The sequence below is a fragment of the Microvirga lotononidis genome (assembly GCF_034627025.1).
GTDB lineage: Bacteria > Pseudomonadota > Alphaproteobacteria > Rhizobiales > Beijerinckiaceae > Microvirga > Microvirga lotononidis.
The window spans coordinates 1,265,100-1,287,855 of sequence record NZ_CP141048.1 but is presented as its reverse complement, the minus strand read 5'-3'; the positions used below and the strand labels follow the sequence as shown (position 1 = coordinate 1,287,855).

26 protein-coding genes and 1 tRNA gene are annotated in these 22,756 nt (G+C 60.3%); 14 read left to right on the top strand and 13 right to left on the bottom strand.

Features of this window, described 5'->3' with window-relative positions:
* Position 1: 1 nt before the first annotated feature.
* The 3 genes from U0023_RS06095 to U0023_RS06085 all read right to left on the bottom strand — a co-directional run bounded on the left by U0023_RS06095 (position 2) and on the right by U0023_RS06085 (position 3,062).
* Positions 2 to 856 (bottom strand): carbohydrate ABC transporter permease, encoded by an 855-nt coding sequence (locus U0023_RS06095; protein WP_009763225.1) that lies wholly within the window; start codon positions 854 to 856, stop codon positions 2 to 4.
* The gene (locus U0023_RS06090) at positions 856 to 1,731 is read right to left on the bottom strand and encodes a carbohydrate ABC transporter permease (protein WP_407667409.1); all 876 of its coding nucleotides are present in this window, start codon (positions 1,729 to 1,731) and stop codon (positions 856 to 858) included. The genes U0023_RS06095 and U0023_RS06090 overlap by 1 nt, the downstream gene beginning before the upstream one ends.
* 77 nt (positions 1,732 to 1,808) lie before the next feature.
* On the bottom strand, positions 1,809 to 3,062 hold the full coding sequence (locus tag U0023_RS06085; protein ID WP_009763227.1) for an extracellular solute-binding protein: 1,254 nt from the start codon (positions 3,060 to 3,062) through the stop codon (positions 1,809 to 1,811).
* Between the two features lie 172 nt (positions 3,063 to 3,234).
* On the opposite strand from U0023_RS06085, the gene U0023_RS06080 reads away from it, so the two are divergent.
* The 5 genes from U0023_RS06080 (at position 3,235) to U0023_RS06060 (ending at position 9,234) form a co-directional block, all read left to right on the top strand.
* Positions 3,235 to 4,488 (top strand): ROK family transcriptional regulator, encoded by a 1,254-nt coding sequence (locus U0023_RS06080; protein WP_009763228.1) that lies wholly within the window; start codon positions 3,235 to 3,237, stop codon positions 4,486 to 4,488.
* Complete coding sequence (locus U0023_RS06075; RefSeq protein ID WP_009763229.1) at positions 4,478 to 6,874, top strand: PIG-L family deacetylase; 2,397 nt, start codon at positions 4,478 to 4,480, stop codon at positions 6,872 to 6,874. Before U0023_RS06080 ends, U0023_RS06075 begins: the two co-directional genes overlap by 11 nt.
* A 6-nt stretch (positions 6,875 to 6,880) precedes the next feature.
* Positions 6,881 to 7,780: a DMT family transporter gene (locus tag U0023_RS06070; protein ID WP_009763230.1), complete on the top strand. Its 900-nt coding sequence runs from the start codon at positions 6,881 to 6,883 to the stop codon at positions 7,778 to 7,780.
* Positions 7,781 to 8,192: 412 nt separating this feature from the next.
* Positions 8,193 to 8,507: a hypothetical protein gene (locus tag U0023_RS06065; RefSeq protein ID WP_009763231.1), complete on the top strand. Its 315-nt coding sequence runs from the start codon at positions 8,193 to 8,195 to the stop codon at positions 8,505 to 8,507.
* Positions 8,508 to 8,634: 127 nt separating this feature from the next.
* Positions 8,635 to 9,234 carry a M15 family metallopeptidase gene (locus tag U0023_RS06060; protein WP_009763232.1) on the top strand — a complete coding sequence of 200 codons (600 nt, stop codon included), beginning with the start codon at positions 8,635 to 8,637 and terminating at the stop codon, positions 9,232 to 9,234.
* A 9-nt stretch (positions 9,235 to 9,243) separates the two neighbouring features.
* Here U0023_RS06060 and U0023_RS06055 read toward each other — a convergent pair whose 3' ends face one another.
* Complete coding sequence (locus tag U0023_RS06055) at positions 9,244 to 9,741, bottom strand: DedA family protein (RefSeq protein WP_040638664.1); 498 nt, start codon at positions 9,739 to 9,741, stop codon at positions 9,244 to 9,246.
* Between the two features lie 186 nt (positions 9,742 to 9,927).
* On the opposite strand from U0023_RS06055, the gene U0023_RS06050 reads away from it, so the two are divergent.
* Positions 9,928 to 10,497, top strand: a complete 570-nt coding sequence (locus tag U0023_RS06050) for an HNH endonuclease (RefSeq protein ID WP_009763234.1) — start codon at positions 9,928 to 9,930, stop codon at positions 10,495 to 10,497.
* Positions 10,498 to 10,531: 34 nt separating this feature from the next.
* Here the strand turns inward: U0023_RS06050 and U0023_RS06045 are convergent, their stop codons facing one another.
* The 3 genes from U0023_RS06045 to U0023_RS06035 are packed head-to-tail and all read right to left on the bottom strand — an operon-like array spanning position 10,532 to position 12,738.
* A complete protein-coding gene (locus U0023_RS06045; protein ID WP_009763235.1) occupies positions 10,532 to 11,614 on the bottom strand; it encodes a D-TA family PLP-dependent enzyme in 1,083 nt (360 codons plus the stop codon).
* 29 nt (positions 11,615 to 11,643) lie between these two features.
* On the bottom strand, positions 11,644 to 12,144 hold the full coding sequence (locus U0023_RS06040; protein ID WP_009763236.1) for a disulfide bond formation protein B: 501 nt from the start codon (positions 12,142 to 12,144) through the stop codon (positions 11,644 to 11,646).
* A gap of 12 nt (positions 12,145 to 12,156) precedes the next feature.
* Positions 12,157 to 12,738 carry a YqaA family protein gene (locus tag U0023_RS06035; protein ID WP_009763237.1) on the bottom strand — a complete coding sequence of 194 codons (582 nt, stop codon included), beginning with the start codon at positions 12,736 to 12,738 and terminating at the stop codon, positions 12,157 to 12,159.
* 250 nt (positions 12,739 to 12,988) lie between these two features.
* On the opposite strand from U0023_RS06035, the gene U0023_RS06030 reads away from it, so the two are divergent.
* A tRNA-Leu gene (locus U0023_RS06030) sits at positions 12,989 to 13,073 on the top strand.
* Between the two features lie 136 nt (positions 13,074 to 13,209).
* On the opposite strand, the gene U0023_RS06025 is transcribed toward U0023_RS06030, so the two are convergent.
* The 3 genes from U0023_RS06025 to U0023_RS06015 form a co-directional block, all read right to left on the bottom strand.
* Positions 13,210 to 13,905 carry a hypothetical protein gene (locus U0023_RS06025; protein ID WP_009763238.1) on the bottom strand — a complete coding sequence of 232 codons (696 nt, stop codon included), beginning with the start codon at positions 13,903 to 13,905 and terminating at the stop codon, positions 13,210 to 13,212.
* Positions 13,906 to 14,108: 203 nt separating this feature from the next.
* Complete coding sequence (locus U0023_RS06020; protein WP_009763239.1) at positions 14,109 to 14,819, bottom strand: ParB N-terminal domain-containing protein; 711 nt, start codon at positions 14,817 to 14,819, stop codon at positions 14,109 to 14,111.
* Positions 14,816 to 15,550, bottom strand: coding sequence for a hypothetical protein (locus tag U0023_RS06015; protein ID WP_154661118.1), 735 nt, complete (start codon positions 15,548 to 15,550; stop codon positions 14,816 to 14,818). The genes U0023_RS06020 and U0023_RS06015 overlap by 4 nt, the downstream gene beginning before the upstream one ends.
* A gap of 225 nt (positions 15,551 to 15,775) precedes the next feature.
* Between U0023_RS06015 and U0023_RS06010 the strand changes: the two genes are divergently transcribed.
* The gene (locus tag U0023_RS06010) at positions 15,776 to 16,381 is read left to right on the top strand and encodes a response regulator (RefSeq protein ID WP_009763241.1); all 606 of its coding nucleotides are present in this window, start codon (positions 15,776 to 15,778) and stop codon (positions 16,379 to 16,381) included.
* Here the strand turns inward: U0023_RS06010 and U0023_RS06005 are convergent.
* Positions 16,263 to 16,817, bottom strand: a complete 555-nt coding sequence (locus U0023_RS06005; protein WP_009763242.1) for a recombinase family protein — start codon at positions 16,815 to 16,817, stop codon at positions 16,263 to 16,265. The two genes, U0023_RS06010 and U0023_RS06005, sit on opposite strands and share 119 nt — an antisense overlap.
* A 225-nt stretch (positions 16,818 to 17,042) precedes the next feature.
* Here U0023_RS06005 and U0023_RS06000 point away from each other — a divergent pair, with 225 nt between their 5' ends.
* Positions 17,043 to 18,260, top strand: a complete 1,218-nt coding sequence (locus tag U0023_RS06000) for a hypothetical protein (protein WP_009763243.1) — start codon at positions 17,043 to 17,045, stop codon at positions 18,258 to 18,260.
* A gap of 199 nt (positions 18,261 to 18,459) precedes the next feature.
* On the opposite strand, the gene U0023_RS05995 is transcribed toward U0023_RS06000, so the two are convergent.
* Positions 18,460 to 18,816 carry a Rap1a/Tai family immunity protein gene (locus U0023_RS05995; RefSeq protein ID WP_009763244.1) on the bottom strand — a complete coding sequence of 119 codons (357 nt, stop codon included), beginning with the start codon at positions 18,814 to 18,816 and terminating at the stop codon, positions 18,460 to 18,462.
* A 531-nt stretch (positions 18,817 to 19,347) separates the two neighbouring features.
* Between U0023_RS05995 and tnpA the strand changes: the two genes are divergently transcribed.
* The 3 genes from tnpA (at position 19,348) to tnpC (ending at position 21,776) form a co-directional block, all read left to right on the top strand.
* On the top strand, positions 19,348 to 19,719 hold the full coding sequence (gene tnpA, locus U0023_RS05990; protein ID WP_009763245.1) for an IS66-like element accessory protein TnpA: 372 nt from the start codon (positions 19,348 to 19,350) through the stop codon (positions 19,717 to 19,719).
* Entirely contained in the window at positions 19,716 to 20,063 is a 348-nt protein-coding gene (gene tnpB, locus U0023_RS05985) for an IS66 family insertion sequence element accessory protein TnpB (protein ID WP_009763246.1), read from the top strand. The genes tnpA and tnpB overlap by 4 nt, the downstream gene beginning before the upstream one ends.
* Before the next feature lie 96 nt (positions 20,064 to 20,159).
* Positions 20,160 to 21,776: an IS66 family transposase gene (tnpC, locus tag U0023_RS05980; RefSeq protein ID WP_009763247.1), complete on the top strand. Its 1,617-nt coding sequence runs from the start codon at positions 20,160 to 20,162 to the stop codon at positions 21,774 to 21,776.
* A gap of 9 nt (positions 21,777 to 21,785) precedes the next feature.
* On the opposite strand, the gene U0023_RS05975 is transcribed toward tnpC, so the two are convergent.
* Positions 21,786 to 22,010: a DUF6429 family protein gene (locus U0023_RS05975; protein ID WP_009763248.1), complete on the bottom strand. Its 225-nt coding sequence runs from the start codon at positions 22,008 to 22,010 to the stop codon at positions 21,786 to 21,788.
* 48 nt (positions 22,011 to 22,058) lie between these two features.
* On the opposite strand from U0023_RS05975, the gene U0023_RS05970 reads away from it, so the two are divergent.
* Complete coding sequence (locus tag U0023_RS05970; RefSeq protein ID WP_009763249.1) at positions 22,059 to 22,457, top strand: hypothetical protein; 399 nt, start codon at positions 22,059 to 22,061, stop codon at positions 22,455 to 22,457.
* 49 nt (positions 22,458 to 22,506) lie between these two features.
* Positions 22,507 to 22,737 carry a hypothetical protein gene (locus U0023_RS05965; RefSeq protein WP_154661120.1) on the top strand — a complete coding sequence of 77 codons (231 nt, stop codon included), beginning with the start codon at positions 22,507 to 22,509 and terminating at the stop codon, positions 22,735 to 22,737.
* Positions 22,738 to 22,756 lie beyond the last annotated feature (19 nt).

Below are 22,756 nucleotides of genomic sequence, written 5' to 3'. Positions count from 1 at the left end.
TTCAGCCTTTAAGTCCGGCCAGCATCACGCCTCGGACGATGTAGCGTTGGAGGAACAGGAAGATGATGAGGGTGGGAAGGGTGGCGATGCTCGCGCCCGTCATGATCTTTTCCCACTGGATGGATTGCTCGACCGCGAAGCTGGAGAGCCCGACCGGCAGCGTGTAGAGCTCCGCGCTCGTGGTCACGATGAGCGGCCAGAAGAAGGCCGTCCAGTTGCCCAGGAAGGTGAAGATCGCGAGAGCCGACAGGGCAGGAGTGACGAGCGGCATTGCGATCTTCCACCAGATGGTGAATTCGTTCAGGCCGTCGATCCGTGCCGCTTCGAGAAAATCGTCCGGCACGCCCTCGAAGAACTGCTTCATCAGGAAGGTGCCGAAGGCCGTCATCATGCCCGGGAACATGATGCCCCAATAGCTGTCCAGCCATCCGAACTGGCTCGCCATCAGATACCAGGGCAACACCAGCATCTCGGTCGGAATCATCAGCGTGGACAGGATGGCGATGAAGACGATGTAGCGGCCCCGGAACCTGAACTTGGCGAGCGTGTAGCCGACGAGGCTGTCGAAGAACACGTTCGAGAGCGTGACGAGCACCGCCACGACCATGGAATTGACGAACCAGCGCGTGAAGCGCCCGTCGCCCAGGATCTCGATGTAGTTGTCGAGGGTCGGCGCCGCCGGAATCACGCGCAGATCGTAGACCTGCGAGGCATCCTTCAGGGATGTCGACAGCATGAAGAGGAGGGGCGTCACCATGATGACGCCGCCGATGAACAGGAGCGTCCAGGCGACGATCCGGCCGGGCCTGATCCGGGGCATGGGCAGAGACCCGTGGGACGATGCGGCTTGGGTCATCAGCGGTCTCTCATGATGCGCAGTTGGACGAGGGAGATCACGAGCAGGATCAGGAACAGAACGACCGTCTGGGCGGCGGCGTATCCCATCTCGTAGGAGCTGAAGGCAGTCTGGTAGATCATCAGCACGAGGGGTTTCGTCGAGTTCAGCGGGCCGCCGGGATCGTTCGTGTTGATGTTGTAGACCTGATCGAAGATGCGCAGGAATCCGATGGACGAGAACACCACCAGGAAGACCAGCGTCGGCTTCAGCAGGGGAATCGTGATCTTGCGCAGGATCGCGCCTTCCGACAGGCCGTCGATGCGCGCGGCTTCGTAATAGGTCGAAGGTATCGCCCGCAATCCGGCGAGGAAGATGATGATCTGGAAGCCGAGGCCCGCCCAGATGGCGGGTGCGAGGACGGCCGGGAGGGCTTGCGTCGTGGAGCGCAGGAATGGCTGCTGCGGGATGCCGAAGCTCGCGAGAACGTCGTTGATCACGCCGATGGGGACGGGCTGGTAGAACCAGCGCCAGACCCACGCCATCGCGGCGGCGGTCGTGAGAAACGGCAGGAAATACAAGGCGCGGATGAACGAGTGCATGAACCGCACCCGGTCGAGGTAATAGGCCACGACGAACGAGATCAGCAGGCTGATCGGCGTGCCGATGATCAGGTACAGGAAGGTGTTGCGGAACACCTGCCAGAAGAGCGGATCGGCGAAGAGCCTCTTGTAGTTCTCGAAACCGACGAAGGAGGCGGGCCGCGTGATGCTCCAATCCGTCACGGACAGGTAGAAGGCCTGGAAGGTCGGCCAGAACCGGATGACGACGTAGAAGAGAAGGGGAACCGCGAGGAAGCCCCACGCCCATATCAGCTGCTTCTGGCCAAGGCTCATCCTCGACCAGAGGCCGCCTGCGGCGGCCTCCCGATGTGCGACGACGGACATGAAAGGTTCCTCGCGGTCTCGACGTGTCAGCGCTTGGCGCGATCGATGATCGCCTGCTCGGCTTCGGCCGCCTTGGCGAGCGAGGCCTTGGGATCCTCGTTACCGATCAGGACGCGGTTTGCCATGTCGATGGCGACCTGACGCTGGGCGGCTTCATCCTTGAACAAGGTCGTGTGGGCGTATTCCAGACCCTTGAGGAATGGGCCATAGACCGGATGCGCGGTGTTCTCGGGCGTGAGGGCTGCGGCGCGGCGTGCCGGCAGCTCGCCGACGACGTCCATCCAGATCTTCATGGCTTCAGGGGAGGAGACGTATTTCAGGAACTTCTCCGCCGCCGCGAGCTTCTCGCCTTCCGCCTTCGTGGTGATCGCGTTGGCGAAATAGCTGGCGTAGTTGCTGCGTACGCCCTGAGCATTGGCGGGGAGCTCGGTCACGCCCCATTCGAAACCCTTGATCGTATTGAACGATCCGAGGCGGAACGTACCGTCGATGGTCATGGCCGCAAGACCAGCACGGAAGGCGGCCTGGCCTTCGTCCATGAAGCCGGCTTGGCCGACCTTATGCTTCTTCTGGAGGTCCGTGTAGAAGGTGAGCGCCTTCAGGCCCGCCTCGTCGTTATAGGCGACCTTGGTGTCCTCGTTCGTGTAGGGAACGCCGCCGAACTGGCGGATCAGGACTTCGCGCCACCATTGGTGATCCTGTCCGGTCATGTCGAGGGTCATGCCGGCAGAGATGAGATTGCCGCTGCCGTCGCGCTTGGTGGTCTTCTCGGCTGCGGCGACGAGCTCTTCGAGATTCTTGGGCGGGTTGTTGGGATCGAGGCCCGCGTCCTTGAAGGCCTTCTTGTTGTAGAAGAGCGCCAGAGAGCGCACGGCGGTCGGCAGGCCGTAATAATCGTTGCCGCGCTTCATGGCGCTCACGATCGGGAAGAAGTCGCGCTCGATCTCAGCGGCAGGGAAAGCCTCGGCGCGCAGGGGGCGGATCATCTTGCCGGAGATGAAATTGTCGGTCCAGCCGTAGAAGAGCTGCACCACGTCGGGGCCTTGGCCGGCCAGGATCGCGGCGGCGACCTTCGTCTGGTAATCCGCATAGGGGAAGGTGGTCTGCTTGACCTTGATGTCGGGATTGGCTTCCTGGAACTTCGTGATCAGCTGGGTCATCGCCTTGACCCGGGTGTCGAAGACATACTGCCAGTATTCGATTTCCACGGCCTTCGCGCCGGTGGCGGCCAGGGTGATGGCGCCCAAGGCGACGCTCGCGAGCATGTGACGAAAACGCATATCCCTCTCCATTTTATCGCCGGCGCGGGGCCAGGCATCTCTCTGGTGTGGCGGCCTTCGAGAGGACCGTTCCAAGTCCAAGGCTCGTCCAGAGTCATGCACCTGTCAATAAGATAATTCACTTGAGTTATTCATTGCCCGGGTTCATCGTCGGTCTCACGGAGTGGTGGATATGCCGAGAAAAGCCAAACCCGGGACGCCATCGACGATCGGAAGCAATCCGGAGCGAAATCGCTCCCACAACCGGCGGGTGGTGCTGGACGTGGTGCGCCAGCTCGGGCCGGTCGGGCGCATGGAAATTTCGCGCCACGCGCATCTGAGCACTCAGGCGGTCTCGAACATCGTCGAGGATCTCGTCGCCGACGGCCTGCTGATCAGAACCGGACGCCTCAGGGCCGGCCGAGGCCTGCCGCCGATCCAGTTCGACGTCAATCCGAACGGCGGAATGACCGCCGGGATCGAGATCGCAGCCGACCATATCTCGACGCTGCTGGTGGATATCGGCGGACGCGTCCGCGCCCAGCGCAGCATCCCGCTGCCGCAGAACGACCCCGAGACCGTGCTCCCCGTCATCAAGGCCGAGATCGAAGCCGCGCAGGCGCAGCTGGAGCCTCCCGTTCCACAACTCCTGGGCGTCGGGGTCGTGATGCCCGGTCCCTTCAACGTCGAGGGCATGACGTCCGTCGGGCCGACGACCTTGTCCGGCTGGTTCGACTTCGATGCGGTCGCCCGCATCGGCGACATGCTCGGTGCGCCCGTGACCCTGGAGAACGACGCTACCGCGGCGGCAGTCGGCGAGCGCCTGCATGGCGTGGCCAGGAACCTGAAGAATTTCTGCCTGATCTATTTCGGCCAGGGCCTCGGCCTCGGGATCATGATCGACGGACGTCCGTATCGCGGGGCGAACGGCAATGCGGGCGAGATCGGGCATGTGCGGGTGGCGAAGGGCGGGCGGCTCTGCTCGTGCGGACAGCACGGTTGCCTCGAGGCCTATGCCTCCTTCCACTCCCTTGCGCAGAAGCTGGCGGCGGCCGGAATCCACGGGATCGACTACGCGGAGCTGGAGCGTCTCCACCGTGAGAAGCATCCCGTCGTGCTGGCTTGGATCGAGGAAGCCGCCGGGTACCTGGCTCCGCAGGTGGCGATGCTCGAAAACCTGTTCGATCCGGAAGCGATCGTGCTCGGCGGCGTTCTGCCGCCCGGTCTGCTGGAGGATCTCGTGGAGGCCATGCAGCCGCTTCCCCTGTCCGTCGCCCGGCGCAGGAACCGCAGCGAGGCCCGCCTGATCCACGGGCGAACCGGCGGCCTGACGGCAGCGCTCGGCGCTGCCGCGTTGCCGCTCCTGGAGACCATGACCCCGCGTCTCGACACGGCCCATGCGGCCGAACGCGAACATACGAACGAGGAGACCTCCCTTGCCGGATGACCATAGCCGTCTCGCCCACGCCGTTCATCAGCCCGCCCTTGTCCGCCTGCACCGCGCCCTGAGCCGGCTTCCGTCTGTGCTGACGATGATGAACACGGGCGCACATCCGGACGACGAGCACAACGGCCTGCTGGCCGCGCTGCGCTTCGCCTATGGCATGCGGATCGTGGTCGCGTGCTCGACCCGCGGCGAGGGCGGGCAGAACGCCCTCGGGCCGGAGCGGGGCGGCGCCCTCGGCGTGCTCAGGACCGCCGAGATGGAGGAAAGCGCCCGCCGCATCGATGCCGACGTGGCATGGCTCGGTCATGGACCCGACGATCCCGTCCACGATTTCGGCTTCTCCAAGAACGGGGACGATACCCTTCGGCGCTGGGGCGAGGAACGGATCATTGAGCGGCTTGTCCGGGCCTATCGCCTGTATCGGCCCGACATCGTGCTGCCCACGTTCCTGGACGTGCCTGGACAGCACGGCCATCACTGCGCGATGACCCGCGCGGCCGAAACCGCCTGGGCGCTCGCGGCCGATCCGTCCGCCTTTCCGGAACATGCGCGACAGGGGCTGGCGCCCTGGCAGGTGTCCAAGTTCTATCTCCCGGCCTGGTCGGGCGCGAGCTACGCCTATGACGACGAGGTGCCGCCGCCGCCAACAACGCTCAGCGTTCAGGTTCTCGGGGGCGATGCGGTCACGGGCCTGGCCTATCGCCAACTCGGCGAATGGTCCCGCGCCGCCCATGCGTCCCAGGGCATGGGCGTGTGGCGGGACGGTCCCGTCGACCAATGGAGCCTCCACCTGAAGCTGCGGGCCGGTGCGGCCTCGGGGCCGGAGCGGGATATCCGCGATCACCTGCCGGCCAGGCTCGGCGATCTGGCGGCCCAGCCGGGCGTGACGGACGCGGCCGGCGCGGCCCTGCGGGAGGCACAGGAGCACCTCGATGCCGCTGTGGCGGCATTCCCCGATCGGGAACGGATCGGCGCGGCCCTCGGCGCCGCGGCACGGCTGATCGAGGGTGCGCGGAAGGGCACGGACCGGTCCATCCTCGACCAAGTGGGCCATCGCCTCGACCGCAAGCTCCGGGAGATCGATGCCGCGCTCTTCGAGACCCATGCGAAGACCGCAAGGGTGGTCTTCCAAGGCGCGAGCCATCCGGGCGCCGAAACGGCCCTCGACGCGGCCGTCGATGCGCCAGGGATTGCCGATCTCGCGATCACGCTCCGGCTCCCCGAGGGGCTGGAAGCGGCGGAAGCCTCCCGCGAGACTGGACGGGTCCGCTATGCGATCACCATTCCTGACACGGCTCCTCATACAGGTGATTACCCGGAGACCTTCGATCCCATGGGCGGCAACGGCCCGGCGGGTATCCGCATCGCCGGCACGCTCTACGGCCGCAGGATCGGGGTCGATCTCGATCCCGAGGAGCCGTTCACCATTGGGCCGAAGCGATCCCTTTCCGTCGATCCGACTTTCGCGGTCGTCAGGATCAACGAACCGGCATCCGGCATTCGGGTCCGCGCCATCGGGGCGAAGCCGACGGACTGGGAGATGCCGCAGGGCTGGAGCGTCCGGCAGCAGGACGGCGACTGGATGATCGATCCGCCGCCCGCGGCCGAGCCCAGTGTCGCGCGCCTCGTCCCGATCCTGGAGGGCAGGCCTGCGAGCGCGGTGCAGTCCATCGCCTATGCGCACATCCGGCCGGTCTCGTTCGCGGCTCCGGCGGAGTTCAAGGTCCTGACGCTCGACGTGGCCCTGCCGCAAGGGGCCCGCATCGGCTATGTCGGCGGCGGAAGCGACAATGTCGGCCAACATATGCGCCGCCTCGGGTTGGACGTGACGGATCTCGCGGAAGCGGATCTCAAGGACGGCTCGCTTGCGGCGTTCACCACCATCGTCGTCGGCATCTTCGCCTTCGGCCTGAGGCGCGACCTCCAGGCCGCCACGGGTCGGCTGCATCGTTTCGTAGAGGAGGGCGGACATCTGGTGACGCTCTACCATCGCCCGACGGACGGCTGGGACCCGGACCGGACGCCGCCTCGTCGCCTCGCCATCGGCTCTCCGTCGCTGCGGTGGCGCGTGACCGATCCCGCCGCTCCGGTGACCGTCCTGAAGTCGGACCATCCGCTGCTCAAGGGTCCGAACAGGATCGAGGCGCGCGACTGGCAGGGTTGGGACAAGGAGAGGGGGCTGTACTTCGCGGCCGATTACGATCCGGCCTACGAAGAGCTCCTGTCCCTGAACGATCCGGGTGAGAACCCGCTCAAGGGCTCGCTGGTCTCGGCCCGCATCGGCCGGGGGCGGCACACCCATGTGGCGCTCGTGCTGCATCACCAGCTGGACAAGCTCGTTCCCGGAGCCTTCCGCCTCCTGGCGAATCTCGTTCAGTCCGCCTGATCCATCATGGCAGCCGGGCCGGACAGCCAATCGGGCGCGCCTCCTGTTCCCCTCTGGGTCAGTGCAGGATGGCTGCTGCTCGACATGGCTCTGGTCACGACCATGCAGGCCCTGGTCAAGGCCGAGGGCGAGACCTATCCGGCGATCCAGCTGGTCTTTCTGCGATCGCTGGTCGGTTTCATCTCGGTGGCGCCGCTGGTCTGGCGCCACCGCCGGAAGCTGGCGGACCTGTCGAACATCCGCGGCCATCTCACGCGCGTGGCCTTCAACTCGGCGGCCCTCACGCTCAATTTCGCGGCCTTCGCGGCACTGCCCCTGGCGCTCGTCACCGCCATCGGCTTCACCCGGCCGCTTCTGCTGCTGGCGATGGCCGCCATGATGCTGGGAGAGCGCGTGAGCGGCATTCGCTATGCGTTCACGGCGCTGGGTTTCGTCGGCGTCATCATCATGGTGCAGCCGGATGCGATCCCATGGAACATGGGATTGGTCGCGGCATTCGGTTCCGTGTTCTTCGGAACCCTGGCGGTCGTTCAGACACGGCGCCTGGCCGGCGAGAACACCGTCGTCCTGATGCTCTTCTACACGGTCGGCCTGACGCTCCTGACGTCCATTCCGGCCGCTCTCGCCTGGGTGCCGATCCCCTGGAGCGAGGCGCCCAGCATCATCCTCGTCGGCGTGCTGGCGCAGCTCGGCCAATATTGCTGGCTCCAGGCCTACCAGAAGCAGGAGGCGCGCCTCCTCGCGCCCATCGGGTATCTGTCGATCCTGTTCTCGGGATTTGCGGGCTGGCTCTATTTCGGCGAGATCCCGTCCCTGTCTCTCTGCATCGGCGCCGCCATCGTGGTTCTCACCACGGTGCTGGCGACTCCTGCGGAACGCTGGCTCAAGGCGCGGAACAGGGCCTGAGCGAAAAGCAACCGTCGGTTCAACTTCGCACAGTTCGGTAACGGTCTGTTAACGTCTCGGGCGCAGCCTCTTCATGTGCCGAAACGGCACGGTCGTAGTTTCCTCTGGAGCTGGCCGTGAAAGGCGGCCTCCCTCGAGCGCCATGGGCAACTGGCGCTCTTTCTTTGATGAAGGCTCCGTGCAACCATTGGACATGTCGGCGAAGATCGACATGGGCATCGTGCGACCCTGCGGGGCCGCGTCGAACGATGCGCCAGCCAAGAGAGGGAGCCACGGATCAATCCCGGAATGGGGCACATTTCACGTCCGATGCTCTAGCGTCAATCAACCAGCATCGCGACGGTTTCGGAGCGACGGCTCGGACCGTCTCTGTGCATCGACCGAATCTCAAACGGTACAGAGGGGAATAATCATGACTTTCCGCATCATCGCAACGACGGCACTTCTGCTGACGGCCACGAGCGCCATGGCCGCGCCGGCAAAGCCGGCTTCGGCCGTCCTCATCACCAATGCCCGCGAGGTCGCCGTGACCGACTTCACCGTCGAGGCCGGCGGGAAAACCGTCAGGCTCGCGAAGCCGCTCGCGCCGAAAGCCAAGACCACGTTGAAGCTGCCGAAAATGTCCGGATGCATCGTGGCCGTCGCGGCGACATTCGAGGACGAATCGACCGCCGACCTGTCCGAGTTCGATGTGTGCAAAGACAAGAATGTCCGCTTCACGGATTGAGCATCGACCCGCGACGAGCATCGTGCGGGAACGCCCTTGATTTCGCACGATGCGCTCGTCGAGGAGATGACCGTCCCGGCGCCGACACCTTGATTTGGGACTATCCCGTTGCGATGGTTCCGGCGCCATGATTCAGAAAGCGCCTTCCGTTTGCCTCGTTCTCTTCGGCCTTGCATCGCTCTGTTCAAGCCCGGATGCCTGGGCTCAGGTGGAGCCCGCCGGCGACCCGCAAGGATTGCCTAACGTAATCAACTCTTCCCTCTATGGTCCGGGCGGCGTCTACGCGAAGATCCCGGCCAGGGACGATCTCGGGCGGGATCAGCTTGTCATGTTCCGCGCGTGGAACCCGGATCCGGTCGGATCCCACGAGGCGAATCTCAGGGCGCTCAATCCCGCCCTCGCCAGCGTGGTCCGGAGGGCGCAGGACGTGCTCCCGGGCCAGCGCTTCGTCATCGGCTCCGGCAAACGCGACGGGAGGCTTCAACGGATGGCCGTGGCTTGGGGCTGGTCCCGGACGCAGGACAGCATGCACCGGTCCGGAAACGCCGTCGATTTATGGCCGCTCGACCGGGAGGGGAGGGTGATCTTCGATCGGGCAGCCCAGAACCGGATTGCCGATGCGATGAAGAGCGCTGCCGTGGAGCTGGGCGTGGCCATCCGCTGGGGAGGTCATTTCCAGAGTTTCAGGAACGCCGACCGGTCGCATTTCGAACTCGCGCTTCCTTAAACGAGACGGTCAGACCAATTGCTTGAAGGCATCCGTGAAGAAATATGGGCCGAAGCTCCACAGGCCCGCCCACAGCAGGCCCCCGAGGGCATTTGCCACGACGAAGTGAGGCCAAGGCATGCCGGCCGACCCGGCGATGAGGCCATTGAGCTGCCGCAGCACGACGATGAAGCGCGCCGTGAGGACCATGAAGAAACCCTTGGTCTCCACCGTCTTTTCGAGACGGGACAGGCGTTCCGGCGTGAGCTTCACCAGGTAGCCGAACCTGTTCAGGAGCGGGCGTCCCCCGATCCGGCCGATCAGGTAGCCGGTGCTGTCGCCGAGCACGGCCCCAAGCCAGGCCGCCATGAAGACGTGGCCGATGGCGAGATCGCCGCGGACCGCCAAGAGGGACGCCGCGATGAGAGCGCTCTCGCCGGGCAGGGGAACCCCGAACGATTCGAAGTAGAGAATCACCAGCAGGGCCAGAACGCCATAGGTGACGATGGCGGGTTCGATCCAGGCCAATCCTTGGTGGAGAAAATTTATCAAGGGCACCCAAGCTCCCGAGGTAGAGGCCTTATTTCGCCCATGCCGCACTTCCTGTGGGTGCGTCACAAACGTCTCGGCCCCGGATCTTCACAACGGTGTCATATTGCCTATAGTCTAATCCAACGGGATACGACGCTTCTCTTAAGTTGAAGAGGAGGTGAGGTGACGATACACGTCCAGCCTGTTGTGCGACCGGAGGCCTGCCCGGCCCTTGTTCTCAATGCCGATTACCGGCCTTTGAGTTACTACCCCTTGTCCATCTGGTGTTGGCAGGATGCGATCAAGGCGGTGTTCCTGGACAGGGTCAACATCGTCTCGGAATACGACAAGGTCGTGCGAAGTCCGACCTTCGAGATCCGCCTTCCCTCGGTCATTTCGCTCAAAACCTACGTCAAACCATCACGTCACCCAGCCTTCACCCGCTTCAACGTCTTCCTGCGCGACCGCTTCAGCTGCCAATATTGCGGAGACCGCGAGGACCTTACCTTCGATCACGTGATTCCCCGGTCCAAGGGCGGGCAAACCACTTGGGAAAACGTCGTCGCCGCCTGCGCGCCCTGCAACCTCAAGAAGGGGGACAAGCTGCCCCGCGAGGTGGAAATGTGGCCCCGGCAGAGCCCCTTCGCCCCCACGGTCCACGATCTCCACTCCAACGGCCGCCTCTTCCCGCCTAACTATCTCCACGACAGCTGGATGGACTATCTTTACTGGGACAGCGAACTGGAACCCTGAGAACCCTCAGGATTCCCGTTCAGGCCCGGATTCGTCAGGTCAGGCGCCCGCGGGCCGCGACACGCAGTTCGCCGACGATTTTGTCGCCACGGACGGTGACCAGCCGGTCCACCATGTTCACCACCACGCAGACATGGTTCGGCACGATGCGCACCACATCGCCGATACTGGGGCGGTCGTTGCAGGCCGACAGATCGAGGAACCCGTGCTCCTCGGCGAAGCGGGCGATCTTGGCCTGCGGGTGCTCGAGAATGAGGCCGTGGCCCTCGAGGCCGCCCGTGTCGCTGGTGAGGGTCTTCGAGCCGGAATCGACAATGCCGCGTTGGGGGCCGGCGCGGCTGACCACCGTCGCATAGACGGTGAGCGCGCAATCCTCCAGCTGGGCGACGCCGGCCGCCAGCATCATCCGGTCGTTGAACACGGATGTTCCGGCCCGGTGCTCGGTGACGCCCTTGACCTTGCCCAGGTTGACCAGATTGGGCGTGCCGCCCGAGGAGACCATGCGCGGCTCGAGGCTGAGCTCCCGCACGCCGGCCGTGGCCGCATCGAGGAAGGCCTGCGTCTCGGCCATGGCATTCTCCGGCGGATACAGCATGAAGCCGGCGAAGGAGAGCCCAGGGCGGGACGCGATATCCTTGGCGAGCGCGACCGCCTCCGCGACCGTCTCGACCCCGGCCCGCTTGCGGCCCGTATCGCATTCCACGACCACGTCGAGCGCGCGCCCGGCGAGGGCGGCCGCCTGCGGCAGGCCCGCGACGACGACCGGATTGTCGGCCGCCACGGTGACCTTTGCGCGGGACAGCAGCCGTCCGAGCCGGTTCAGCTTCTCCTCGCCCAGGATATTGTAGGAGATCAGGATGTCATCATGGCCGCTCTCGGCCATGATCTCGGCCTCGCCGAGCTTCTGGCACGTGATGCCGCGCGCGCCCGCATCGCGCTGCATGGCGGCGATGACCGGGCTCTTGTGCGTCTTGATGTGCGGACGGTTGGCCACGCCCGCCGCATCGCACAGGGCCTGGACCCGGGCGATGTTGCGCTCCACCACGTCGAGGTCGATCACCACGGCGGGCGTCCCGAACTGCCGCGCGACTTCCTCTTTCAGGGCCTGGATGCTCATGAAATATCTCCGACGCTGCAGGCGGGGCCTCAGCCCCCGATGCGGAAGCCCTTGCGGGCGGCAGTGCTGGCCGCGAAGGCAGCCAATCCTAAGGAAATCAACACGTTCCATCCTGCCAGCGACAGGCCGAGGAAGCGCCAGGCCGCTTGGGTGCAGCTCACGACCCGGGTGTTCTCCAGTTGGCTCATGAAATCGCCGACATTGCCCACGGCTGCGCCGGATCCGCCGCCGCAATCGCTCGGTCCGACGAAGAAGCCCCACTCGACTCCGGAATGGTAGGCCCCGAGACCCGCGCTGACGACGAAGACCAGGGCCAGGAGCCAGAGCCCGGCACGGGCGAAGCGGGGCGGCAGGAGCGCGGCCACGAGGCCCAGCGGGATGGCGATGTAATAGGGATTGCGCTGGATCAGGCAGAGCTTGCATGGCACATAGCCGAAGACGTGCTCGAAGACGAGCGCTCCGCCAACCGTGGCGGCTGCTCCCAAGGCCACCGCCAGAGCGGCCTGCCGCATGGTGAGGCTGATCCGCATCGGACCCTCCCTCTAGAAAAGATAGCGGAAGGCGACGAAGCCGCCGACGAAGGTCACGATAGCCAGGGCCGCCACCAGGTTGAAATGGTTGTCGATGATCGATTTGATCTTGGGCCCGAATTTGCTCATCAGGAGGGCCACGATGAAGAAGCGGGCCCCGCGGGTCAGGATCGACAGCAGGATGAACCAGCCCAGGTGATAGCCCGCAAAGCCCGACGTGATGGTCACGAGCTTGTAGGGAATGGGCGTCAGTCCTTTCAGCAGGATCACCCAATGGCCGTACTCGGCATAGGCGTGCCGGAATGTCTCGGCGCCTTCCGTAAGGCCGTAGAGCTGGAACAGCCAGGCTCCGATCGAGTCGTAGAGGCCCAGACCGATGAAGTATCCCAGGATGCCGCCGAGCACGGACGCGACGGTGCAGATCAGCGCATAGGACCAGGCCTTGTCGGGCCGCGCCAGCATCATCGGCACGAGCATCACATCCGGCGGAACGGGAAAGAACGAGCTTTCCGAGAAAGACACCAGGGCCAGCGCATAAGGGGCCGAAGGGCGGGCCGCGAGGGACAGGGTCCAGTCGTAGAGGCGTCTCAGCATGGGGTTCCGACAGGTTCAGATCCGGACGGGGTCTTGGCACCCCGCGTCTCTTTGAGCACAAGGCGTCTGGAATTGCGAGGGTTAACGCATCGTGCGGAAAAGTGGACCCGGTTTTCCGCTCTCAACGATGCGTTCTTCAGAAGGTGGAGCATCGGACTCAAAGTAGGTCCGATGCTCTTACCCATGCGGCTTCCCTTCACATCTCGCGCATTGACCAACCTTTGCCGCCCATGGTACGTCGCGGGTCCTTGCCCCTGTGGCGGAATTGGTAGACGCGCTCGACTCAAAATCGAGTTCCGCAAGGAGTGCTGGTTCGATCCCGGCCAGGGGCACCATCACCTTTCAGATGGTACGACGCGAAGCAGACGATAAGTCAACGTCTTCAGAGGTTTATGGGAGCATACTAGATCGGAAGCTGCACGCCTCACAAGCCTGTTTGTACCCTTTTTTGTATCCCCCTCGCGCAAGGCACTAGGCTTCTAACAGCGATTTATGAGACTTGAGCTTGGATGGAAGACCCGCTTGCTCCTCAAAATCGTCAATGAATGAGATAGCAGTCTCGACAGCCCACTTTGTGCAGCTATGGCTAAACCATGCGCCTGGGAATATCATTTCACGGTGTGAAGCCAGCAGACTTGGCTTGATGCGCTGAATGAGACGATCCGAGAGTTTCTTATGTGCCTTCGGCTCATCCTCCCACTCCGGCTTAAAATGAACCAAAGCATTACGGAGTTTTATCAAAAGCTCCATATCCTTGTACGACGCTGCGTCTTGCTTCAGCGTGGGACAACCTCTCAACACAAGTGCATAATCAAACTTGGGGAGGATACTTTTTCTTTCGTAGTCTTCCCATAGCTTATCTAACACCGCAGAGGCATAGCCAGGAAACGTTGATCCTCTGTCAAAAAACAACTCATTGGCATAGGCTTCAACAGCGGCTACCGATGAGAGTACGCAAGCAGACGAGTTAGCAAAGGCCCTCTCATAGTAGTCCGCTGTTGCTTTCTCTATCTGCTCTTGTTCACCTTCCCCTACCAGCCGTGAGAAAGACGCCGCCGCACCCAAATGAGCTAATGAGAAGTTCATTCTTAAGCGGAACTGTTCGCCGTCCTTATCCGAGTTAACATAAAGATCGTAGTTAATCGTAGAGAGGCGATATTCTGTCATAATTTCGGTTCTCCACTCATTTCAGCAGCACGCCCCAAGGCCCCGAACGCGGGAACCCTATAATGTGGGCGCACTCTCATCGTGTTTGTTGCGTTATCGGGGAAGGAATACTTACTACGCAAGGGTTTGGCGCTGCTTGTGTTGATACGGGCTGTTCAAAATAAACAGTGCTACGCTCAAACCCTTGTTTCACAAGGTTTTTATCAAAAGTCAGGAAGCATCGGAGGCACCCAGTTTCCAGACTGCTTCATATCAGCGAGTAGTTCGTCCATACGGCTGATAATCTCACCCCTAACATTTGGATCAACCGTGCTTTGGAAGGCTCTGTGGGCCTCCTGTAGTCCCTGCATTGCATTAGCTTGGATGCTAGACAGATCGTGACTGCTCCTTAACCCGCCTGACCCTTTAAACTCGTCGTTTCCACCCAATCGGGCTGCGGTGCGGGGAAAGTCCTTGAACATCCAAGTTCTGATCGTGCTGTATGAGATGCTTAGATCGCTTTGCATCTCCCGATATGACTTGTAACGCCCTCTACCCTTTTTGTGTTGTCCTGCCCTAATGTATGCTCTGAAAACCTTCCGCTGCTCACTCTTCTTGAGCGGGAGGCCATGCTCCATGTTGGCCTTTGCCGCTATCCAATAAGCTTCCTGCTCGGTTGCTTCCAAGATAACAGCTTCAGCCTCCGGTTTACCAAGCTGCTCCATAGCGGCAACCCTGTGCCAACCATCCATCAACACAGGGGCATCATTGATGAAAACGACTTGGATCGGCGGCATGGAGTTACCAGCCTTGAGAACCTCAACGTACCTATTGATCGTGGGCTGATCTAGCTTTCGCCTCACCTGAAACTTTGGGTCACGGATGAGATGGGAAAGGCTGACAATCTGCGTCTCTACGCTCCCTGTGTAACTCATTGAAGATCATCCAGGGCTTGGTGATACTCGGTCAGCTCTCGCAGCCGCTTCTCATGGTCCTGTCTCTCAAGCCTAGCCAGAGTCACACCAGCAGCACCGAAAACAGCAGCCAGTCTTTTCCCCATGCACTCAACAGCGCGGGGGCTAAGCTCCTTGTAAGCAACCTTCCTCTTGCCTGTACTTCCATTCGTCCATGATCCAGCATTGAGCGGGGTTAGCCCTCTGACGCGCCGTACCATCTGCGTCAGGAACGCCCTGTCGCTCTTGATCTTTCTCGGCTCCTGATCGTGCAGGACATACATGGCGAGTACGGTTTCAATTACCTCCTCAGGCTTCACGGCATTGGACAGCTTCACCAGTTCAAGAGCGGTCATCCTCTTGAAGCTCGGCATGGCTTGGCCCTTACGCGATTGCTCCAAGGTGGCTTGAGCATCGTCAATGACTGCTCGCCACATGAGCTTGAGCTTGTCCCACAGCTCCTTGTCCCTGTTCTTCTCAATCCGCCCCCTGACCAAGTTGCGGTAAATGCTCAGGTCAGCCTTCGTGATTGCCTCTTGGTTGATCGCTCCGTGCCGCCTCCTGCGCGACCTATGCGAGTGACAGTAAACCCCATAACGCGATGCCGCCTTCTCGCTGCATCCAGGGGCTTTGCAGACGTAGTGCAATACTCTCTCCTCTTCTGCGCCCGTACCCGCACAGACAGACCAGAAGAAGTATTCACGAGTCAACATTAAATCGTATGCTTAGTGCGAGAAAGTTTTATGCTTACAACTTGCCTTGCATCAGAACTTTCACTTTAGGACATAGCTCTAATCATATCAGTTTTAGCAAACATAACTGTCTTACTCATGGCGCAAACATTAGCACCCTAACATGCTCAGCTCTATCCTTAGCTGTGGGCTTGACCCTTTATACTTAGTTTTAGCCATAGCAGTTTCCTCACATTGCCAAATGCGATGAGGGCTCTAATTTGCCCCGGTTCAAGTACTAAGCCTTCCGGTGTCCGCACTATGTCTAATCAGTTCGTGGGAGTATCGGAGCCGCTTGCGTCCTCAATCATAGTGCTTGTCGTTGAGGATGACCCTCTTGTGCGAGCCATCGCGGCGGATACGCTTGAAGAGGAAGGCTTTGAGGTTATTGAAGCTCCGTCTGCTGATCATGCTGTGTCAGTTCTGAAAATCCGCAACGATATTCGTGTACTTTTTACCGATGTGACAATGCCTGGAACAATGAATGGCTTTGACCTAGCCCGACTGGCTCAGCAGCAATATCCGCACATCGCTGTCCTAGTGACTTCGGGGGCGTTGCCACCAGGGTTTAACAGCGTAGCGCCAGAGGCTCGGTTCATCCCCAAGCCCTACAAAGTAAGAGAAGTGGTGTCGCTGATCCGTCAGCTAGTCTCTGAGAAACCCGCGATTATCGTGACCGCTCAAGAGACAGAGGTTAGCTCCGTGCCGATGCCAGAACCCGATAAACACTCGCCACCCCTATCCCAAGCTCTTTCGCTACCTGCTCACGACTCAGGCCATTCTCAACTAGGCGCAGAACGTCCTCCATCTTAGCTTTGGCTGTAGGTTTACGGCCCTTGTATTTGCCTTCGCTCTTTGCCTTAGCGATGCCCTCACGCTGACGCTCAAGCATCAGCTCACGCTCAAACTGAGCGATAGAACCCAGCAGGTTCAGCATCAGCTTTCCGGTTGGAGTCTCAGTATCAAGGTTGAGGTTGAGAACCCGCAGAGATGCACCCTTAGCCTCAAGCTGCTTAGTAATCTCAACCAAGTCAGCAACCGACCGCGCCAACCGATCCAGCTTCGTTACGATCAGCGTATCGCCATCCCTCACGTAATCCAGAGCATCAGCAAAAGCCTTGCGCGGCCCTGTGGCGCTGATTTGCTCCTGAAAGATACGCTCAACCCCAGCAGCTCTTAGATCGCGCTCCTGAGCCTCTAATCCCGCCTTCTGGTCCGTGGTGCTGGTTCGCGCATAACCGATGATCATGACTGCTCGTCCTATCAATAGAGTAAAGGAGTTTGTGATAGGACAGCTATCAAAAGTCAATACCCATTCATATGATAGGGCAAGCTCAAGCTTGGAGCGGCTATCGCTAGGGCAAGGCTTAACGATAGTTTTGTTAAATCGGAGCTTTCTCTCGTATGCCGCTTGGCAGTCGCGACAGTTACATCTAACTCGCAATTGCGAGAGTTCAACGTTCAGGTAGCTACAATGCGTCTATGGTCAACTGATAATTCTGTAGAAATGGAGGAGATTTCAGCGTTAGCGGTAGGAGAAACTTTGCTTGCTGCCGTGATAAGCTACCTGATATACTGGCGCACAGGCAGTATTATCCATATTGCTGTTTCAGCGTCACTTGCCCCATTTCTGCTTCTACGAACAAAATATTCAACTGAATTAGGCTTAAGGTTCGGAAACTGGGCATCATTATTTGTAGAGGAAGTGTTCAGTTTCATACCTAATATAAATAGGCTTTTTGCGGAAGGAAATTATAGTAATTATGTAAGATATTCATTCATAGTATTTCTAACGCCTCTGTACGTTCTTTTCCTTCTCACTTATGTTATAGTAACTCTTATTTTATTCACCTTATGCAAAGTGGCTGCTACCATCTTAGGAGTGCTCAGGCATCCACTTGAGTCATTGGGAAGCATTGCCTATAACTGGCGTAAGGCTGTTCTCTATGTTGATATTATGCGCACTCCAGAACTAATCCCTGGAGTGGAAGGCGTACCAGACAATTCTGTGAGTTTGAAGTATATAAAGGAATTCAAGAATAGTCAGCTGATACACAACTTAATTTATGAAGATTTATCGTACTTAAAGTTTCCTGGACGATATTTGATCGCAATCGCTTACTGCGCTGGGATGGTATTCCTTGTTATTCCTGCCATCGTCTATCGCCTGTCGTTGAAGTCAACTAGCGTACTTTGGAGCCCACTGCTTTGGGTAGTCCGCCCAGCAGCAGACGCTAGCTCCATCGTTCAAACGATGCAAAGGTTGGTCCGCAGAGATGTGATGCTCGTCACGCGTGTCTATTCTGTATTAATTATTGCTTTGTTTTTTACGAAGCTGTTCTTGTCGTATCATTGGGCAGAACTTCGGGTCTGGATAGAACCTTCTATGCTCTGGAGTCTTGTTGCTCCACTCGTCGCTCCGAATGAAATTCCTTGGTGGCAGCTCGCAGCACTTACTAATGCTTTCTTGACTATAGCCCTCTATGTCGCTGCGGATTATTATCTGAAGGAACTACAGATTAAAGCATCAATCCCTGAGCACGCCCTCCAATCATCAGTTAAGTCTGTTTTTATAATCCGGAACATCCTGAGTATTTATACGATGTTATGCACCATCTACATTGTTATTACGAATGTAGACTATGAACGTTTTCCGGTGATTGGAACTAAATTATTCCCTTGGTTGAATTGATTTAAGATCAGCTTTGTATCCTATTTAAGGGTACTGCACAGTGCCACTCGGTGATGGTTAAATCGCTTGAAGGGGCACGGGGGATAGTACTTCAACCCGCACGAGAGGATCGGCTCAGACGATTTTGCATAAAAATTTTGAATGCACCTTCTCCGCTCAAGAGGCTTCCGACTAAGAGCCGACTACGCAACCCCCAACGCTATTCCTTGCAGGGCCAAGCCTCACGCATCGCCTTATGCGCCAAGATAAAGAGGTTTTCGTGCATTTCCCCTGGATGCTTGTCCATGTAGGACACCACCACGCGAACACCTTGGCGCACTGGCGCAGCACTTGGCGGACAAAACTTTCCTGCGTCAGGATAATACGGACCACTCAGCATCAGAGCGTTAACCATTCCGGCACAAGCCCCTTTCATAAACGGGTCACCACCTGCTGAGCGATCCATCCAATTCTTGCAGTGGATGTAGTGACCATTTCCACTTGTTACGTCCTGCGCTACTGCCAGACTCGGAATGAAAGCTCCCCCAACTGCTGCGAGAACCAAACCCCACTTCATTGTGCCCCTCGTCGTATCTTTGAAGCTATCCTGTACGGAACGCCCTTAGGGCGCAAGCAGAGGTTCCTGCGCCCTCTCCAAAGCCCCGGACAGCATGACCAAAAGCAAAATAGGTTTGCATAACCTCACTGCCCCATTGTCTTTTGTCAGCCTCGGCCTTCAGTTCCCAACCAGTTGTCCCGCATCCTGTGCGGCATAGAGAAGATTGGAACCTGTTGATGTTGAAGGCGAGAGCAATCCTTGGAGCGGTAATCGTTACGTCCGTAATCACCTCTGCATCCGCCCAAACTAAATCAACATCAGATTGGCGTCAGGCAGCAGCCGCATGGCGATGGGAAGAAGCAACACCGCTAGAGCGAGAAGCTTACTCTTGTTCAGCCATATTCCTAATCCTGACAGCTGTTAAGCAGAACCCCGAGCAAGAGAAGCTGGTGCAGTTTGCAGGTAAGCACCCGGCGTGTGCCCTCTTGTGAGAGTGAGGTTTGCGCGTGACGTTCTGACCTTAAGGCTCGCTTTAAGGTCAGTAGATCGATGAAGATCGAAGTTCTCGGCACAGAGCGCCGGCGGCGCTGGAGCGTCCAAGACAAATTCCAGATCGTGGAAGAGACGATGCACCCGGGCGTGACGGTGACCGAAGTGGCCCGCCGCCATGGTCTCGCGCCCAGTGTCGTCTTCACCTGGCGCCGGCTGGCCCGCGAAGGACGGCTTGGCGACGCTGGTCCGGCCTTCGTGCCGGTCGAGATCACACCCGTCCCAGGGCAGACCACGCCGATAGCACCACCACCGCGGCGCACCGGCTTGATCGAGATCGTCTTGAGGCACGGGCGACGGATTCGCGTGGACCGCGAGGTCGATGCCGAGGCGCTGCGGCGGGTGCTGCAGGTGGTGGAGAGCCTGGCATGATTCCGGTCCCGACCGGCGTGCGCGTGTGGCTCGCCACCGGCCACACCGATATGAGGAAGGGCTTCGGCGGCCTCTCCCTACTCGTGCAGGAGGCGCTCAAACGTGATCCGCATTCGGGCAACCTGTTTGTCTTCCGTGGCCGCAGAGGCGATCTGATCAAGGTCCTCTGGTATGACGGCCAGGGCCTGTGTTTGTTCTCGAAGCGCATTGATCGGGGTCGTTTTCTGTGGCCCTCGCCGGCCGACGGCACGGTGGCGATTTCCACCGCGCAGTTGGGCTATCTCTTGGAAGGCATCGACTGGCGTAATCCCCAGCAGACCTGGCGTCCGACTGCGGCCGGATGAGTATCAAAGCCTTGCCATGCAACGCTTCCGTGGCACACTGGAGACGTGGCAAATCACCCTGATCCGCTTCCCACCAGTCTGGCTGACGCTCACGCGATGATCCGCGCCGAGCGCGCTGCCCGTCTGGCGGCCGAAGCCCGCGCGGGGGATCTGGAGATCGCTCGCGCTGCTTTGGAAGTCGCCCGGCTCGAAGTCACCCAGGCCCACGCCGCCCGCTATGCCCTGGAGTTGGAGATCGAGCGGCTCAAGCTGCAGATCGCCAAGTTGCGCCGTCAGCACTTTGGCACCTCGTCGGAACGCAGTGCCCGTCTCGAGCAACTGATGCTCGCTCTGGAGGATCTGGAGGAGAGTGCCGCTCACATGGATGCCGAAGCGGAGGCGAAGGATGCCGGCGCGGCGCCGGAGGCGCCCCAGTGGACGGTTGAGGAGTTGAAGCGGGCCAAGCCCGCCCGCAGGCCCTTGCCCGGACACCTGCCGCGCCGGCGCATTGTCCTTCCTGGCCCGACCGCGTGCGCCTGCTGCGGCGGAGGCCTGCGCAAACTCGGCGAGGTGGTGAGCGAGACCCTGGAGCGCATCCCGGCGCGGTGGGTCGTGGTGGAGACGGTCCGCGAGAAGTTCAGCTGTGCGGCGTGCGAGACGATCACTGAGACACCAGCGCCGTTCCATGCCATTCCGCGCGGCCGCGCCGGTCCCCACTTGCTGGCTGAGATCACGGTCGGCAAGTTCGGGCTGCATCTGCCGCTGACCCGCCAGAGCACAGTGTTTGCCCAGGAAGGGGTCGATCTGGATGTCTCGACCTTGTGCGACTGGATCGGTGCGGTCGCGGTGGCGACCCAGCCTCTGAGCACGCTGATCACCGAGCATGTCCTCAAAGCCGAGCGGCTGCACGCCGACGACACGCCGGTGCCGGTGCTGGCCAAGGGAAAGACCAAGACCGGCCGGCTCTGGACCGTGGTGCGGGATGATCGGCCCTTTGGCGGCGCCGATCCGCCGGCTGCGGTCTACTTCTACTCGGCCGATCGCAAGGGTGAGCATCCGCAGTCTTTCCTGAAGAGCTACAGCGGGATCCTGCAGGCGGATGCCTATTCCGGCTTCGGACAGCTGTATGAACCGGGTCGTGCGACCGGCCCGGCGACTGAGGCAGCGTGTTGGGCACATGCACGCCGCCAATTCTTTGAACTGGCTGAGTTGAAGAAGGGGCCGATCGCGATCGAGGCAGTCGAGCGCATCGATGCGCTGTTTGCGATCGAGCGCGCGATCATCGGCCGGCCGCCTGACGAGCGACGCTCTATCCGTGTGGCCCAATCCAAGCCTCTGGTGGATGATCTGGAGAGTTGGTTGCGGGCGCAACGTGGACGGTTGTCGCCCAAGAGTGAGACGGCCAAAGCCATCAATTACATGCTGCGGCGTTGGTCTTCGTTCGCGCTCTTCCTCGAGGACGGGCGGGTCTGCCTGTCGAACAATGCCGCCGAGCGAGCGATCCGCGGCATTGCCGTCGGGCGCCGGAACTGGACCTTCGCGGGCTCGGATGTGGGCGGGCATCGGGCGGCCGCGCTGTACACGTTGATCGAGACCTGCAAGCTCAATGAGGTCGACCCGCGCGCCTGGCTGGCCGACATTCTGGCGCGCTTGCCGGAGCATCCAGCCAAGCGCCTTGCCGAACTCCTGCCCTGGAACTGGAAGGCGCTGCGGGACGAGCAAGCCGCGGCCTGAGGCTCAGGGCTATCGCGTGAACAGCGCCTTGAAGAGCTCTTCGGCTTTCTGCAAGCCTTCCTCGGTGAGGACGACGGACTTGGTCTTGTTGGCGGGGTCGCAGATGAACCCCTTCTCGTAGAGCCGATCGGTCACAGCCCAATCAAAGCTCTTCCAGGCTCGGCATCCATCGTGCAGCGTCAGCCACATCAGGGCGAGAACCGCCTCGTCGATCTTGTCGTGATCGATCGCCATGGCAGTACTCTACCACATTGCAGCCAGCGATTCCGCGGTCGTCGCCGGATGCGTACGTTTGCAGTAGCGGCTCAGCAGATACTCCGCCCGATTGCTGGCGCAGTGACGGAGAAGCGCACGGGATTGAACATTACAAATGGCTTTACCGCCGCCGTCCGCGACCGCGAAGTGCGGACACTCGCGATCAACTATCAGAGCGACAAGAGCAAAATTATAGAGAAATCATCACAGTGTTATGCTTGGACAATGTTGATAGTTAAGGACATTCAAGAGGGTAAACTAACCGATCCATCCCAAGTGGCCCTTCCAGCTGCCCCGCTCCCTGTTGCCGCAATAGCAGCCGATATGGAGAAGTGGGTTACGGCCTCGTTCCAAGCGTGGAAGGAAGAAGGAGCCTCAACCCCTTCCGAGTTTAAAGACGCACTCAAGCGTAGCCTTGAAAAATAGAATGGCAACAGGCCGGACTATGCAGGAAAGAATGGAGCCGAAGGGCAGTATGTACACTCTTGTAGCAGCAGGTTTTGGAGCCTTCATTGGCGCTGTTATCATGATGACCTTCCTGGCAGCGGCATACGTTGTATTGCTTGTCTTTGGCGTCTCCTACCCTGAGAAACTTTTGGTCGCGCTTATTTGGGGCGACTATCTTCCTTACGCCCTCCTGTACTTCGGCGCTGTTGGAGGCTTCATCTTTGGTAAGCAATACAGCAGCGAGAAGACCAAGCAATAGACGCTGTCCTTGGCTGCTT